This window comes from Amycolatopsis roodepoortensis, from assembly GCF_024628825.1.
GTDB lineage: Bacteria > Actinomycetota > Actinomycetes > Mycobacteriales > Pseudonocardiaceae > Amycolatopsis > Amycolatopsis roodepoortensis.
This window is the reverse complement of the sequence record NZ_CP102415.1, coordinates 7,744,280-7,758,285: the sequence shown is the minus strand read 5'-3', so window position 1 is coordinate 7,758,285 and position 14,006 is coordinate 7,744,280. Positions and strand designations below refer to the sequence as shown.

Here is a 14,006-nt window from a genome sequence, read left to right as displayed (position 1 = left end):
AAATCACTGCTCGCCGAAGTCAGACAGATTCCTGTGTGAGAACGAATTCGGCGATCTCCTTCCGCCGGAGCACCCTCCACACCGGATCCCGCGTCACCGATGCGAGCCAGTTCTGGAAGTCGGTGCCGTCGCCGCGAAACCACCACACCGCACGGCTCCCGAGTGACCGCGAATCCGCGTCCACACGACAGCGGAACTCAAAGGCGACCTGCGAGTACTGTTCGTGCTCACCGGCGGCATCGACGATTTGCATCTGCCGTACGAACCTCACCGCGAACGTCGGCTCGGAGAGCCAGTTCACTTCGCCGTACTCGAAAAGAAAACCATCGGTGTCAGTGCCATCTGGCACAGCGAACGCGACGGCTTCGAAGCCGTGGATGACCGATACGACCTCGTCGACAGCCGGAGGCTTCCGACGTGATCCAGGCAGCCCGAGGAGATCTTGCGCGACAGTGATCGCAGAATCGATCGGGAGCTTCGCTCCTTCGCGGTACGCAGACCGCGCACACAGTGCGAGAGCGAAAGAACCGAAGTCGCCCCCCAGCTTCTCCGGCGCCGCATCGGCTTGAGCCCAAGCGAGGACCGGGTACTCGCCGGAGTCGTCCGGCCGCGAGGAATCCAGGACGACCGCACCACCCATGCCGTCGAACATCACCACGATCAGCTCGGGGGCCAGCCCGTGATCCCGTCGCATGTCCAAGGTCTCGGCGACGGATCCGAGCACACCCGGGCCGTAGCCGGGAGTGCGGTACACACCGAGGAACTCCAGTCCCGCGATGTCCCAGGTGCCGAATTCCTCGACCAGGCGTCGATACGAAGGAGGGAACGCGACACCCAGAGTGCGTTCAGCGGAACTGATCATCCCCTCGTCCGCGCCGTCGGCGTGGTTCGACAGGTCGCCGTTCGCGCGCACCAGATCGATCAACCGCTCACTCGCGTCGACACTCATTCGATGACTCGGCCTTCCACTTCAGCCAGGACGGTGTCCAGGAATCGCCGGAGATCCGGGGCCACCGTGGCGACCTCCGCCTGATCCGCATCGTATGTGCCGGCCAAGACGGCGCCACCGCGAAGCCGGTACACGCCGCGGCCGCTCGTGCTGAGCGCGAACAGCGCGCCTCCCCCGTCCGACCCGAAAACGATGATCGAGTCCTCTGTGGCACCGCCGAGCCGGGTGGGCATCGCCCCGCGCAACCCGGCGAGCACTTCCCGCGCCGAATGCACGAAAATGCCGTTACCGAGATCCGGCAACGACACCTCTCGCACGACGGCATAGAAATCCACCAGCTCCGTCGCGCGGCCGAGGTCCGCGAGGAGTCGGCTATCGCCTGGAGCCTCGTCCGCCAGGACCACTTGGTTCCCGCCCGGCGGGTAGCCGTACCTCGCCTCGAATCCCCGCTCGAACTCGGCACTCAGGAAGGACATCCGCTGAGCCCAGAAGCGCAGATCCGGTCCGTGCCCATCGAATTTCACGAGTCCCACCGAAGCCCCTGCCGAACCAGGAAGTCGAGAAAGCCGGGCGCCTCACGTTCACGCAGGCCATCTTCGTGGAATCGGAAATCGACCGCTTCGCCACACTCGTTCCCGGTCAAGGTGAAGCCCCACCAGTCCCCGGTACCGACCGGTGCCACCGCGAGAAATCCAGCCTCCCGCAGGAGACCACGATTGACCGAGACGAGGTCTTCTTCCCTCGGGTCAGCTGCGACGACCGGCAGCAGATCGACGAAGAGGAACCCGCCGCCGCCATGTCGCACCATGAATTCCTTGTACTGCGAAGGAAGGCGAACATCGAGCTCGTGCTCGACATGCTCGATCTCCTCCTCGGACGAACGCCATGAATCGAATGGGAAGAAGTCTTCGGGATAGTCCTGAGTCGGCAGCCTTTCCCTGGTCCGCAGCACGAGGGCATCGAACTCATCGAACTCCATGACCGTTCACCCCTCTCGCCGGTCGCTCACGACTTCAAACACTCCACCAGTCTCGCGGGTTCCCGTTCGCCCGATCTCAACACCTTGAGCATGAGCTCGCCTGGCTCGTTCACGCGCTGCGCGAGCCTGCCACACTCGTCGACCACCTCACCGCCGTGTACGACCCCGGCCGCGATGACGATCACCAGCGAGAGAAGCTCATCGAGGTCCACCCCGCGGGAGTCGGCCGCGGCGAAGACCGACCATCGTCCCGGGATCTCGGCGTACTCCGGACCCATGACCATCATCCGTGCTCCGGCGGCACTCCCCCAGCTGAAGCTCCATGTCAGCTCGGCCTCACCGGTGACGACGATCTCGATGTTGTCGACGCCCAGCAGAAGTCGCATCGTCACCGTGGCCACACGAGCGACCGACGCCACCCGCGGCTCCTCGGCGCACCACGCTTCATAGTCGATCGCCAACGTATCCACCTTCGAGTAATTCGAGCCCGACGGGCCGCGTCAGCCGGTTAATCTCCAACAGGCGCCGTCGATCCACACGGCGAATGCGCAGCCCCGCACAGGAACCAGTATTTCACCCTGCAGAGTGGCGCATCCTTACCCGGCAGGAAAGCCGGTGACGCCTGGGGCCACGATGATGACTCACGAGCAGCACCTGTCCACAAGGAGATTCCCGGCCCTCGAAGGATTGCGTGCGATCGCCGCGCTCCTCTTGGTGGTGTTCCACCACGAGGACCGTCGTGGGCCATGGGCAACGGGTGGATCGGCGTCCACCTGTTCTTCGCTCCTTCCGGTTTCCTGATCACCACACTGGCGCCGCGTGAAGAAGACCGAAAACGGCAAGATCTCGCTCGCGAACTTCTATATCCATCGCGCGTTCCGCATTCTTCCGTTCTATTTCACCGGCTCTGGGGATCATCATCGTGTTCACCCATCTTCGCGGCCGATACACCACCAGCGGTCTCTCCGGAGCCACGCCATACCTCCTCACCTTGACGAACGAGTTCCCCATAACGCACTGTTCGGCCAGTCGCGGCGCTGAGCTTCCCGAAGCGACTCGGCTGGCGATCGCACTGGTCGCGCTGATCCCGGTGATGCCGCACGCCGCATCATCATCGGTTGCCCCCTCGCCATCGGCCTCCACTACCGCAAGGGCTTCGCGGTCCTCCGCGTCTTCACCCATCCCATCGCCCGCCTCGTCCTGCTCGCGGCTCTCGTGGTCCTTCAGCTCCACGTGATCGACTTCCAGGACGGCGGAACCACGTGCGCCGTACTGACCCGCCGTTCATCACCTCACTGGTCCCGCGTGGTCCGATCGCCTGGCTCTTCGCCCCCCGGCGATGCGGTTCATCGGCGAGAGGTCCTACTCCGTGCACCTCTTGCAGGGGGCGGCGGCCGTGGTCGCCTTGTCGACCCCCAAATGGGCCCGCATCGGACCTTGACCGCGGTCGCCGTGACCGTCGTCGCCCTGGTCATCTCGGACGTCCTCCGCCACCGGGTCGAGGTGCCCATGATCGACGTCGGCCGCAGGATCGTGGCCCTCGTAGGCCGAACCCGCCCCGTCCCACGATGCGGGAAAGCCGAACCCGTGCTGGCCAGCAGGAGAGCAATTCAGGCGGAGTGCCCTTGTCCTGATCCGGTAGTCTTGGGCACCAAGGTCGAGAGGCGCTGCAACGGACCGCCGGGTCCGCCACGCTCGGCCCCGGACTTCACCGCAAGGGCGCCTCCCACGACATGGGAGGAGCGCTGGATGGAAACGACCGCCCTGCGAAAGCTGCTGGATGAGCGCATCGTCGTGCTCGACGGGGCGTGGGGGTCGATGCTCCAGAACGCCGGCCTCAAGCCAGAGGACTACCGCACCGAGCGGTTCCAGGACCATCCCCGTGACATCACCGGCGACCCCGACCTGCTGAACATCACCAGGCCGGACGTCGTGCTGGACATCCATCGCCAGTATCTGGACGCCGGCGCGGACATCACCACCACGAACACGTTCACCGCCACCACGATCGGCCAGGCGGACTACGGGCTCGAGCATCTCGCGTACGAGATGAACCTCCGCGGCGCCCAGATCGCCCGCGAGGCGGCGGACGCGGCGGGCGGGAAGTTCGTCGCCGGGTCGGTCGGGCCGCTGAACGTCACGTTGTCGCTGTCGCCCAAGGTCGAGGACCCGGCGTTCCGCGCGGTCACCTTCGACGAGGTGTACGCCGCGTACGCCGACCAGATCAAGGCGCTCGCCGAGGGCGGCGTGGACCTGCTGCTCATCGAGACGATCTTCGACACGCTCAACTGCAAGGCCGCGATCGCCGCCGCCCGCGACGTCGCGCCGCATCTGCCGCTGTGGATCTCGGTGACGATCGTCGACCTGAGCGGCCGGACGCTGTCCGGGCAGACGGTCGAGGCGTTCTGGAGTTCCATCGAGCACGCGGATCCGCTGCTCGTCGGCGTCAACTGTTCGCTGGGCGCCGAGGAGATGCGCCCGCACATCGCCGAGCTGTCCCGCCTCGCGGGCACGTACACCGCCTGTCACCCGAACGCGGGCCTGCCGAACGCGTTCGGCGGTTACGACCAGACGCCCGAGGAGACCGGCGGGCTGCTCGGCGACTTCGCCACGGCCGGGATGGTCAACGTCGTCGGCGGCTGCTGCGGCACGACCCCCGCGCACATCAAGGAGATCGCCGACGCCGTCCGCGGGATGAAGCCGCGGAACGTCCCGGCCCCGAAGCCGCACACCCGGTTCAGCGGCCTGGAGCCGTTCGAGATCGGCAAGGACACCGGGTTCGTCATGATCGGCGAGCGGACCAACGTCACCGGTTCCGCCAAGTTCCGGAAGCTGATCGAGGCCGACGACCACCAGGCCGCCGTCGACGTCGCGCTGGAGCAGGTCCGCGGCGGGGCGAACCTGCTGGACGTCAACATGGACGCCGACCTGCTCGACAGCGAAAAGGCGATGACCACGTTCCTGAACCTCATCGCCACCGAACCCGAGGTCGCCCGGCTGCCGATCATGATCGACAGTTCGCGCTGGACGGTGCTCGAGGCCGGGCTGAAATGCGTGCAGGGCAAGGGAGTCGTCAACTCCATCAGCCTCAAGGAGGGTGAGGAGCAGTTCCTCCAGCAGGCCCGGCGCATCCGCGACTACGGCGCGGGCGTGGTCGTGATGGCCTTCGACGAGCAGGGCCAGGCCGACACCGCCGACCGGAAGGTCGAAATCTGCGCCCGAGCCTACGACCTGCTGACTCAGCAGGCCGGTTTCGTCGCCGAGGACATCATCTTCGACCCGAACGTGCTCGCGGTCGCGACCGGGATCTCCGAACACAACGGGTACGCCAAGGCCTTCATCGACGCGCTGCCGCGGATCAAGGAACGCTGTCCCGGCGTGCACATCAGCGGCGGTATCTCGAACCTCTCCTTCTCCTTCCGCGGCAACAACGTCGTGCGCGAGGCGATGCACTCGGCCTTCCTGCTGCACGCCGTGCGCGCCGGGCTGGACATGGGCATCGTCAACGCCGGGCAGCTCGCGGTCTACGAGGACATCCCCAAGGACCTGCTGGAGCTGGTCGAGGACGTGCTCTTCGATCGCCGCGCGGACGCCACCGACAGGCTGGTCACGTTCGCGGAAACGGTCAACGGCAAGGGAACCCAGCGCACGGTCGACCTCTCCTGGCGCGACAACACGGTCGAGGCGCGGCTGAGCCACGCGCTGGTGCACGGCATCGTCGACTACATCGAAGAGGACACCGAGGAAGCCCGCCAGAAGCTGCCGAAGCCGCTGGAGGTCATCGAAGGCCCCCTCATGGACGGCATGAAGATCGTCGGCGACCTGTTCGGGTCCGGCAAGATGTTCCTGCCGCAGGTGGTCAAGAGCGCGCGCGTGATGAAGCGGTCGGTCGCCTACCTCGAACCGTTCATGGAGGCCGAGAAGGAGAAGGCGCGCCTCGAAGGCCGGATCGAAACCCGCCAGGGCAACGGAAAGGTCGTCCTGGCGACGGTCAAGGGCGACGTGCACGACATCGGCAAGAACATCGTCGGCGTCGTACTCGGCTGCAACAACTACGAGGTGATCGACCTCGGCGTGATGGTCCCGGCCTCGGTCATCCTGGACACCGCCGTCTCCGAAGGCGCCGACGCCATCGGCCTTTCGGGCCTGATCACGCCGTCGCTGGACGAGATGGTCAACGTCGCCGCCGAAATGGAGCGGCGCGGGCTGAAGCTGCCGCTGCTGATCGGCGGCGCGACCACGTCACGCCAGCACACCGCGGTCCGCATCGCGCCCGCGTACGAGCACACGACCGTGCACGTCCTCGACGCCTCCCGCGTCGTCGGCGTCGTCGGCGACCTGCTCGACGCCGACCGCGCCGAGATCCTCGACAAGAAGAACCGCGAGGACCAGGAAGAGCTGCGGGTCCAGCACGCGAACAAGCAGCGGACGCCGTTGCTGACGGTCGAGGAGGCGAGGGCCAACCCCGAGAAGGTCTCCTTCGACGACATCCCGACGCCCGCGTTCACCGGCGTCCGGTACGTCTCGCCGTCGCTCACCGAGCTGCGCGAGATGATCGACTGGACCTTCCTGTTCCTGGCCTGGGAGCTGAAGGGCAAGTACCCGGCGATCCTGAACAACCCGGTCGCCAGGGAGCTGTTCGACGACGCGAACACGCTGATGGACCAGATCATCGCCGAAGAGCGGTTCCAGGCGAAGGGCGCGTACGCGTTCTGGCCGGCGCACTCCGAGGGCGACGACATCATCCTCGATTCGGGCGTCAAGTTCCCGATGCTGCGCCAGCAGACCAAGAAACCACTGTCGCGGCCCAACCGCTGCCTCGCGGACTACATCGCCCCGGCCGGCGCGGGCGATCACCTCGGCGGCTTCGCGGTCACCATCCTCGGCGCCGAGGACTTCGCGGCCGAGTTCGAGGCGAAGCAGGACGACTACCGCGCCATCATGGTGAAGGCGCTCGCGGACCGGCTCGCCGAGGCGTTCGCCGAGTACCTGCACCTCCAGGCGCGTCGGGAGTGGTTCGAGCCGGACGCCGATCCGAAGCTGGAGGATCTGCACGCCGAAAGGTTCCGCGGCATCCGCCCGGCGCTGGGCTACCCGGCCAGCCCGGACCACAGCGAGAAGCGGGAGCTGTTCGAGCTGCTCGATTCCGACCGGCTCGGGATGGGGCTGACCGAGTCGTTCGCGATGACGCCGGCGGCGAGCGTCAGCGGGCTGATCTTCGCCCACCCCGATTCCCGGTACTTCACCGTCGGACGGCTCGGCAAGGACCAGGTCGAGGACTACGCCGCCCGGCGCGGCCTCGAACTGTCCACTATGGAGCAGTGGCTGCGGCCGAACCTCGCCTACGAGCCCGAATGACACAATGATCAGGTGACTGCCGAAGGTTCGGACTTCCTGCAACTGGACATCGGGGACGCCCCGCCGGGGCGCCGGTCGGACTGGCTGGCGTCGCGGCTGCGGCACGCCATCTCCGACGGCCGCCTGCCGGTCGGCAGCAGGCTGCCCGCGACCAGGGCGCTGGCCGCGGACCTGCGGGTCTCCCGCGGCGTGGTCACCGAGGCCTACCAGCGGCTGGTCGAGGACGGGCACGTCGCCGGACGCGGCCGCGCGGGCACGGTGGTCGTCGCGGCACCGGCGAGGACCAAGGAGCAGACGGCCTCCGGTCCGCCCGCCGCGGGCACGATCTTCCGGCCCGCGCCCGGAATCGGCGTCTTCGACTCGCTGCGGGCGACCCCGGCGAGGATCGACCTGTCCCCCGGCGTGCCGGATCTGACGGCGTTCCCGCGAACGGCCTGGCTACGTGCCGAACGCACGGTGCTCAACAGCCTCTCGGCGGCGGACTTCGGCTACGGCGACCCGCGGGGCGCGCCAGCGTTGCGGCTCGCGATCGCGCACTGGATCGCCCGCACCCGCGGCATCACCGTCGACGCCGACGACGTGCTGATCGTCGCCGGTGTCGCGCAGGGCCTCGGGCTGCTGGCCCAGGTGCTGCTCGAGAACGGCGTCTCCGAGATCGCCGTCGAGGACCCGAGTTCGCTGGGCGCCCGTCAGCATCTGCACGACCGGCGGCTGGCGACGCCGCCGATCCGCGTCGACGAGGACGGGGTCGACGTCGGCGAGCTCGTGCGCAGCGGCGCGCCCGCCGTGCTGCTCACGCCCGCGCACCAGTTCCCGACCGGGGTCGTGCTCGGCGGGGAACGCCGTCGCGAGCTCATGCGATGGGCCGCGGACGGCGGGCTGATCATCGAGGACGACTACGACGCCGAGCACCGCTACGACCGTCCGCCCGTTCCCGCGCTGCGCTCGATGCTCGCCGAGCAGGTCTGCTACGCGGGCAGCGTGTCGAAGTGGCTCGCGCCCGCGCTCCGGGTGGGCTGGATGCTGGTCCCGTCGCGGTACCGGGACGAGGTGGTGGCGGCCAAACGGTTCGCCGACCTTGGCAACGCCGTCCTCCCGCAGCTGGTGCTCGCGCATCTGATGGAGTCCGGCGAGATGGAGCGGCAGCTGCGGTTCGTGCGCAAACGGCATCGCCGCCGCCGGGACGCGATGATCGACGCGCTCCGGACGCATCTCCCGGACGCCGTGGTGCACGGCGCCGCCGCCGGGCTGCACCTGACGATCACCTTCGACGCGGAGTTCTCCGACCTCGACTTCGCCGCCGCCGCGCTGGAGCAGGGGGTGAAGGTGCAGCCGCTGTCGTGGCACTGTCAGCGGCCGATGAATCCGGGTCTCGTCCTCGGCTACGGGGCGAGCCCGGCGAGCGACATCGCCGAGGGCATCGCCGTCCTGGGCAAGATCAGGCGCTAGCCGCCGAATTGCCCGAGGAAGGCCAGGAGCACGGCCGGGTCTTCGACGTGCGCGTTGTGGCCCAGCCCGGGAAGTTCGACAGAAGCCTCGCTGAGCGCGCGAAGTTGTTCGGGGCGGCTCATGGGGTCATGTTCGCCAGCGGCCAGGGCGACCGGGCAGCGCGCCGCGCCGAGCAGGCCAGGCATGTCGGGAGCGCCGACAGCGAAGGCCCGAGGGTCCAGCGCGAGCCGCCAGCCGCCCTCGGTTTCGACGACGCCGGCGGGGTCCGCTTCGGCCAGACCTGTCAGCCCGGCGATCTTGAGGAAGGCTCGTTCGGCGTCCTCGCGGGACGTGAACACCCTGGGCGGTTTCGCCGCCATGTCGGCGGCCTTCGCGAGTTCGGACTCGCTCCATTCGACCTTGACACCCACCGCGAGCAACCCGTCGACCCGGAGCCCGAACCACCCGCTGGCCAGCGCGAGCCCGACCACGCCGCCCAGGGAGTGGCCGATCACCAGCAGCTGACCGCGTTCCGGGAGCACGTCGGCGACCGCCGCGGCCAGACCGCCGAAGGAGTAGTGCGCCGAGTGCGGTGAGGCGCCGTGCCCGGGCAGGTCGGGGGCCAGCCAGCGATAGCCGGGTTGCAGCATCAGGCCGTCCCAGACCGCGCCCGTCGCGCCGAGGCCGTGCAGCAGGAGCACGGCGGGGCCTTCGGTTCCGGCGGTGCGCATCTTCAGCGTGTCCACCGGACGGATCTTTCCGCAGTCCCCCGCCCGCGGGCTAGTGTCGACGCCGTGATCACCGATCCGGACGTATACACCCGAGGCGTGCCGTACGAGCACCTCGCGGCGCTGCGCCGGGAGTCGCCGGTCGTACGCGTGGACGATTTCTGGGCCGTGCTACGGCATTCGGACGTCAAGCACGTACTGAAGAACCCGAAGCTGTTCTCGTCGCACCTCGGCGGGACGCAGATCCGTGATCCGGCGACCGAGCAGGACCTCGGTTACGTCCGCCGGATGATGCTCAACATGGATCCGCCCGAGCACGCCCGGCTGCGGGGCCTGCTCACCAAGGCGTTCACGCCGCTCGCGGTCGCCAGGCTGACCGAGCGGATCCAGGGCTGGGCGAGGGAGCTGATCGCCGGCGTCCGCGCGGACGGTGAGTGCGATTTCGCGGCGGTCGCCGCCGATCTCCCACTGCTGACGCTCGCCGAGGTCTTCGGGATCCCCGAACGGGACCGGCGGCTGATGTACGACTGGAGCAATCGCGTGATCGGCTACCAGGACGCCGACTACGCGGTGAGCGCGACCGTCGACGCGGACGAGGTCACCGATCTCGCGCGGGCGGCGCTGGCGGTCCGGCCGGTTCCGGGGCCGGACGGGTCGATGCCCGATCCGCGCACTCGCGCGGGGATGCCGGATCTTTACGCGTACGCCACCGCGCTCGGCGAGTACAAACGCCGGAACCCGGGCGAGGACGTGATGAGCAATCTCATGGGTCACGTGGAGGACGGCGGCCGGGTCTCGATCGCGGAGTTCGAGAACCTGTTCTGGCTGTTTTCCGTGGCGGGCAACGAAACGCTGCGCAACGGCATCCCCGGCGGGATGCAAGCGCTGCTGTCGCATCCCGATCAGTACCGGCGGCTGCTCGCCGACCGTTCCCTGCTTCCCGGTGCGGTGGAAGAGATGCTGCGCTGGTGGACGCCGGTCATGCATTTCCGCCGGACCGCGACCGAGGACGTCGTTCTGTCCGATGTGGACATCCGCGCGGGCGAGAAGGTGGTCGTCTGGTTCTCCGCCGCGAACCGTGACGAGACCGTTTTCGAGGATCCGGACCGCTTCGACATCGGCCGCGCTCCCAACGATCACCTGACCTTCGGGCACGGCCCGCATTTCTGCCTCGGCGCCCAGCTCGCCAGGGTGCAGCTGCGCGCGATGTTCGAAGCGGTCCTGGACCAGCTCGGCGAGGTCGAACCCGCCGGTGCTCCGGTGCGGTTGCGGTCGAACTTCCAGAACGGGCTGAAATCGCTGCCGATCCGCTGGTAGCGACGAGCCCCTTCCCGCCCCCGAGCGCGGGAAGGGGCCCATCACCCCCTGGTCATTCGGCCGCGGCGAACTCCGGTTCGGCGACGGTGGAGCGGGCTTCGGCCTTGCGCAGGCCGACGATTCCGGACAGGGCCACCAGGACACTGATCACGGCGATACCGGTGACCACGGTGAGCGCGGGCGCCAGACCGTTCAGCAGCGCGGCCGAGCCGGTGGCGCCGCCGGAGTTCCCGGTCAGGACCGCGGTCACGATGGCGAGCCCGATCGCGCCGCCGACCTGGATCGACGTGTTCAGCAGCCCGCCGGCGAGCCCCTGCTCGTCGTCGGAGATGCCGTTGGTCGCCTGGATGTTCAGCGAGGAGAACGCCAGCATGAAGCCGATACCCAGCAGGATCATGCTCGGCAGCACCGAACCGGCGTAGCTGGAGCTCTCGTCGATCCGCAGGAACAGCGCGTACCCGATGACGTGGGCGACGACACCGGCGAGGATCGTGCGCGGGGTGCCGAGCCGGTCGATCAGCGGCTCGATCCTCGGCGAACCGAAGGCCACGATCAGCGCGGCGGGCAGGAACCCGAGCGCGGTCTGCAACGCGGACCAGCCCAGCACGTTCTGCAGGTACAGCATGACGACGAACTGGAAACCGATGTAGGCGCCGAAGAACGTCGCGCCACCGAGGTTGGCGCGGGCCAGCGGGCCGGAGCGCAGGATGCCGAGCCGCAGCAGCGGGTGCTTGCTGCGCTTCTCGATGAACACGAAGGTGACGAGCAGGGCGAGCGCGAGGGCGAACGAGATCAGCGTCCGCGGCGCGGCCCAGCCGATCTCCGGTGCCTCGACCACGGCGAAGACCAGCAGGAGCGAACCGGCCGCGCCGGTGATCGCGCCAGGGAAGTCGTAGCCGCCACCGGTCTGCGGCGAGTAGGACGGGATCAGCTTGATCGCGGCGGCCAGCGCGGCGAGCGCGATGGGCACGGGCAGGAGGAACGTCCAGCGCCAGCCCACCTGGGTGAGCAGACCGGAGAAGACGAGGCCCGCGGAGTAACCGCTGGCACCGAAGACGGCGAAGATGCTGATCGCCCGGTTGCGGGCGGGGCCTTCATGGAAGGTCGTGGTGATGATGGACAACGCGGCCGGCGCGGTGAACGCGGCGGCGAGACCCTTGATGAAGCGGGTGGCGATCAGCAGCGCGCCGTCGTCGACGAGGCCGCCGAGCAGGGAAGCGAGCGCGAAGACCGCGACGGCGACGAGGAAGACCCGGCGCCTGCCGAGCAGGTCGGCGGTGCGCCCGCCGAGAAGCAGCAGGCCGCCGTAGCCGAGCACGTAGGCGCTGATGATCCATTGCAGGGCACCGGTGGAGAGGCCGAGTTCGGCCTGGATGGACGGGAGGGCGACGGCGACCATCGACACGTCGAGCGCGTCGAGGCCAACGACGACGGACACAGTGAGCAGGACACCCCAGAGGCGCGCGTCCCACCTTGTCGAGCTGGTGGACAGCTGCACGGAAGAACTCATGATCCGTACAGTACATGCACACGCATCTAATGCAAGTGCATTTAATGACTTTGCATAAAATTCACGTGCATGCTATCTTGGGCCGCGTGAGCGACGTCGCCGAACAAGACCTGCTGCAGGAGTGGCGCGAACTTTCCGCCCGGCATGCGGCGGTCTTCGGCCGCCTCGAGTGCCGCCTCCAGGAGCGCCACGGCCTCGGTGTCACCGAGTTCGAAGCCCTGGAACGACTGGTCACCTGCGTCGTCGGCAAATGCCGCGCGGCCGACCTGACCGAGGTCGTGCACCTGAGCCAGAGCGCCACCTCACGACTCGTGGCCCGCCTCGAGCGCGAAGGGCTCGTCCAGCGCGCGCTCTGCGAGTCGGACCGGCGCGGGATCTTCGTCGTCGTGACCGACGAAGGCCGCCGTCGCTACGAAGAGGCGAAGCCGACGCACCGGGCGACCCTCGAAGAGACCCTCACCGTCGAAGCCTGACCTCGAGCCTCCAAGCCACCGCTCCTTTGCTTGCCCCTGAAGTACGTGAAGGCCCCCTTCATTGCGCTAGACGCAATGAAGGGGGCCTTCACGTACTGAGGAAGGGGTGAAGGTCGAGTTTCCTCGGCTGAGCCGAGGCAAGGGGTCCTTCACGCGCGGTCGCTGTGACCACTGGGGCTGGTGGTGCCGCAGAGCCACAGACGGCGATCCGCAAGTCCGTGAAGGCCTCCTTCCCTACCTTGAGGGTAGGCAAGGAGGCCTTCACGGGCCTCGTCACTCACGAGGCGATCATGGTCAACTTCGGGCCAGCTCCTCACGGATCGCCGGGACGACCTCGTTCCCCCAGCGGCCGAGCGCGCTGTCGGTGCTGGTCCCGTCTTCGACCGGGAAGTAGATGAAGCCCGCGGCGCCGTGGTCACGCACCGCCGTGACCAGTTCCTCGACCCACTGCTCCGGCGAACCACCGACCCACCGCCCCTCGTCGTCACGCGGCGACGCCGTGGGCTTTTCCGTTATGCGGCCAGGGAAGTTGTAGATGGTGGCGACCTCGCCGGGGTCGCGGCCCGCGTCGATGGCGGCCTGGTCGATCACCGGACGGGATTCGGCGAACCGCGGGCTGAGCCAGTCCGCGGCGTGCCCTGGGATCCACCCGTCGGCGAGTTTTCCGGTCACCGCGAGGGATTTGGGCCCGACGGCACCCGTCCAGATCGGGGGCGCGGGCGCGGCCGCCGGCACCAGCCCGTCGACGGAGTAGAACTCCCCCTCGAAGGTCACCGGTGCCCCGCCGCCGGAAAGCGCCTTGATCAGGGTGATCGCCTCACCCATCGCCCGGACCGCCTCGGCGGGCGTCCGGTGCGCGACACCGAGTTTGGCGATCTCCCGCCACAGCCCGCCCGCACCGATGCCGAGCGCGACCCGGCCGCCCGAGAGCGCCGAAAGCGACGTGATCGTCCTCGCCAGCATCGGCGCGGGACGGCTCGGCAGGTTGGTCACGTTGACCGCGGCCGTGACCCGCGACGTCCGGCCGAGGATCACGCCCAGCGCCGCGTAGGCGTCGAGCCGGTCGGCGAAGTACGGATGGTCGGACAGGCTGACCAGGTCGAGTCCCGCGCGGTCGGCCTGTTCGGCGTGCCGCAGGAGGTCTTCCACCTCGCCGACGCCGGTTTCGAGCCCGAAGCCGAACAGTGTCATCACCACTCCTCAAGTTCGTAGTACGCACTATTTGTATCACGAACTACTTGCCCGTGTCGAAGTAAAGAATATT

12 protein-coding genes are annotated in these 14,006 nt (G+C 68.2%); 4 read left to right on the top strand and 8 right to left on the bottom strand.

All coding sequences use genetic code 11. The features are described from left to right. Positions 1-19: 19 nt before the first annotated feature. The 5 genes from NQK81_RS37390 to NQK81_RS37370 form a co-directional block, all read right to left on the bottom strand. Positions 20-949: an SMI1/KNR4 family protein gene (locus tag NQK81_RS37390; RefSeq protein WP_257485237.1), complete on the bottom strand. Its 930-nt coding sequence runs from the start codon at positions 947-949 to the stop codon at positions 20-22. Further along, positions 946-1,473 carry a hypothetical protein gene (locus NQK81_RS37385; RefSeq protein ID WP_257485236.1) on the bottom strand — a complete coding sequence of 176 codons (528 nt, stop codon included), beginning with the start codon at positions 1,471-1,473 and terminating at the stop codon, positions 946-948. Before NQK81_RS37385 ends, NQK81_RS37390 begins: the two co-directional genes overlap by 4 nt. Then, complete coding sequence (locus NQK81_RS37380) at positions 1,470-1,928, bottom strand: SMI1/KNR4 family protein (RefSeq protein WP_192740993.1); 459 nt, start codon at positions 1,926-1,928, stop codon at positions 1,470-1,472. The genes NQK81_RS37385 and NQK81_RS37380 overlap by 4 nt, the downstream gene beginning before the upstream one ends. A gap of 26 nt (positions 1,929-1,954) precedes the next feature. Beyond that, the gene (locus NQK81_RS37375) at positions 1,955-2,389 is read right to left on the bottom strand and encodes a hypothetical protein (protein ID WP_257485235.1); all 435 of its coding nucleotides are present in this window, start codon (positions 2,387-2,389) and stop codon (positions 1,955-1,957) included. 340 nt (positions 2,390-2,729) lie between these two features. Continuing rightward, on the bottom strand, positions 2,730-3,161 hold the full coding sequence (locus NQK81_RS37370; RefSeq protein WP_257485234.1) for a hypothetical protein: 432 nt from the start codon (positions 3,159-3,161) through the stop codon (positions 2,730-2,732). Between the two features lie 516 nt (positions 3,162-3,677). Here NQK81_RS37370 and metH point away from each other — a divergent pair. Continuing rightward, on the top strand, positions 3,678-7,286 hold the full coding sequence (gene metH / locus NQK81_RS37365; RefSeq protein WP_257485233.1) for a methionine synthase: 3,609 nt from the start codon (positions 3,678-3,680) through the stop codon (positions 7,284-7,286). Between the two features lie 12 nt (positions 7,287-7,298). Next, a complete protein-coding gene (pdxR, locus tag NQK81_RS37360) occupies positions 7,299-8,735 on the top strand; it encodes a MocR-like pyridoxine biosynthesis transcription factor PdxR (protein WP_257485232.1) in 1,437 nt (478 codons plus the stop codon). On the opposite strand, the gene NQK81_RS37355 is transcribed toward pdxR, so the two are convergent. Next, complete coding sequence (locus NQK81_RS37355; RefSeq protein WP_257485231.1) at positions 8,732-9,460, bottom strand: alpha/beta fold hydrolase; 729 nt, start codon at positions 9,458-9,460, stop codon at positions 8,732-8,734. The genes pdxR and NQK81_RS37355 overlap by 4 nt on opposite strands. A 48-nt stretch (positions 9,461-9,508) precedes the next feature. Between NQK81_RS37355 and NQK81_RS37350 the strand changes: the two genes are divergently transcribed. Further along, positions 9,509-10,759 carry a cytochrome P450 gene (locus NQK81_RS37350; RefSeq protein ID WP_257485230.1) on the top strand — a complete coding sequence of 417 codons (1,251 nt, stop codon included), beginning with the start codon at positions 9,509-9,511 and terminating at the stop codon, positions 10,757-10,759. A gap of 52 nt (positions 10,760-10,811) precedes the next feature. Here NQK81_RS37350 and NQK81_RS37345 read toward each other — a convergent pair whose 3' ends face one another. After that, positions 10,812-12,269 carry an MFS transporter gene (locus NQK81_RS37345; protein WP_257485229.1) on the bottom strand — a complete coding sequence of 486 codons (1,458 nt, stop codon included), beginning with the start codon at positions 12,267-12,269 and terminating at the stop codon, positions 10,812-10,814. A gap of 86 nt (positions 12,270-12,355) precedes the next feature. Here NQK81_RS37345 and NQK81_RS37340 point away from each other — a divergent pair, with 86 nt between their 5' ends. Further along, entirely contained in the window at positions 12,356-12,742 is a 387-nt protein-coding gene (locus tag NQK81_RS37340) for a MarR family winged helix-turn-helix transcriptional regulator (protein WP_126736066.1), read from the top strand. Positions 12,743-13,036: 294 nt separating this feature from the next. On the opposite strand, the gene NQK81_RS37335 is transcribed toward NQK81_RS37340, so the two are convergent. Next, positions 13,037-13,933: an LLM class flavin-dependent oxidoreductase gene (locus tag NQK81_RS37335; RefSeq protein WP_257485228.1), complete on the bottom strand. Its 897-nt coding sequence runs from the start codon at positions 13,931-13,933 to the stop codon at positions 13,037-13,039. Positions 13,934-14,006: the final 73 nt, after the last annotated feature.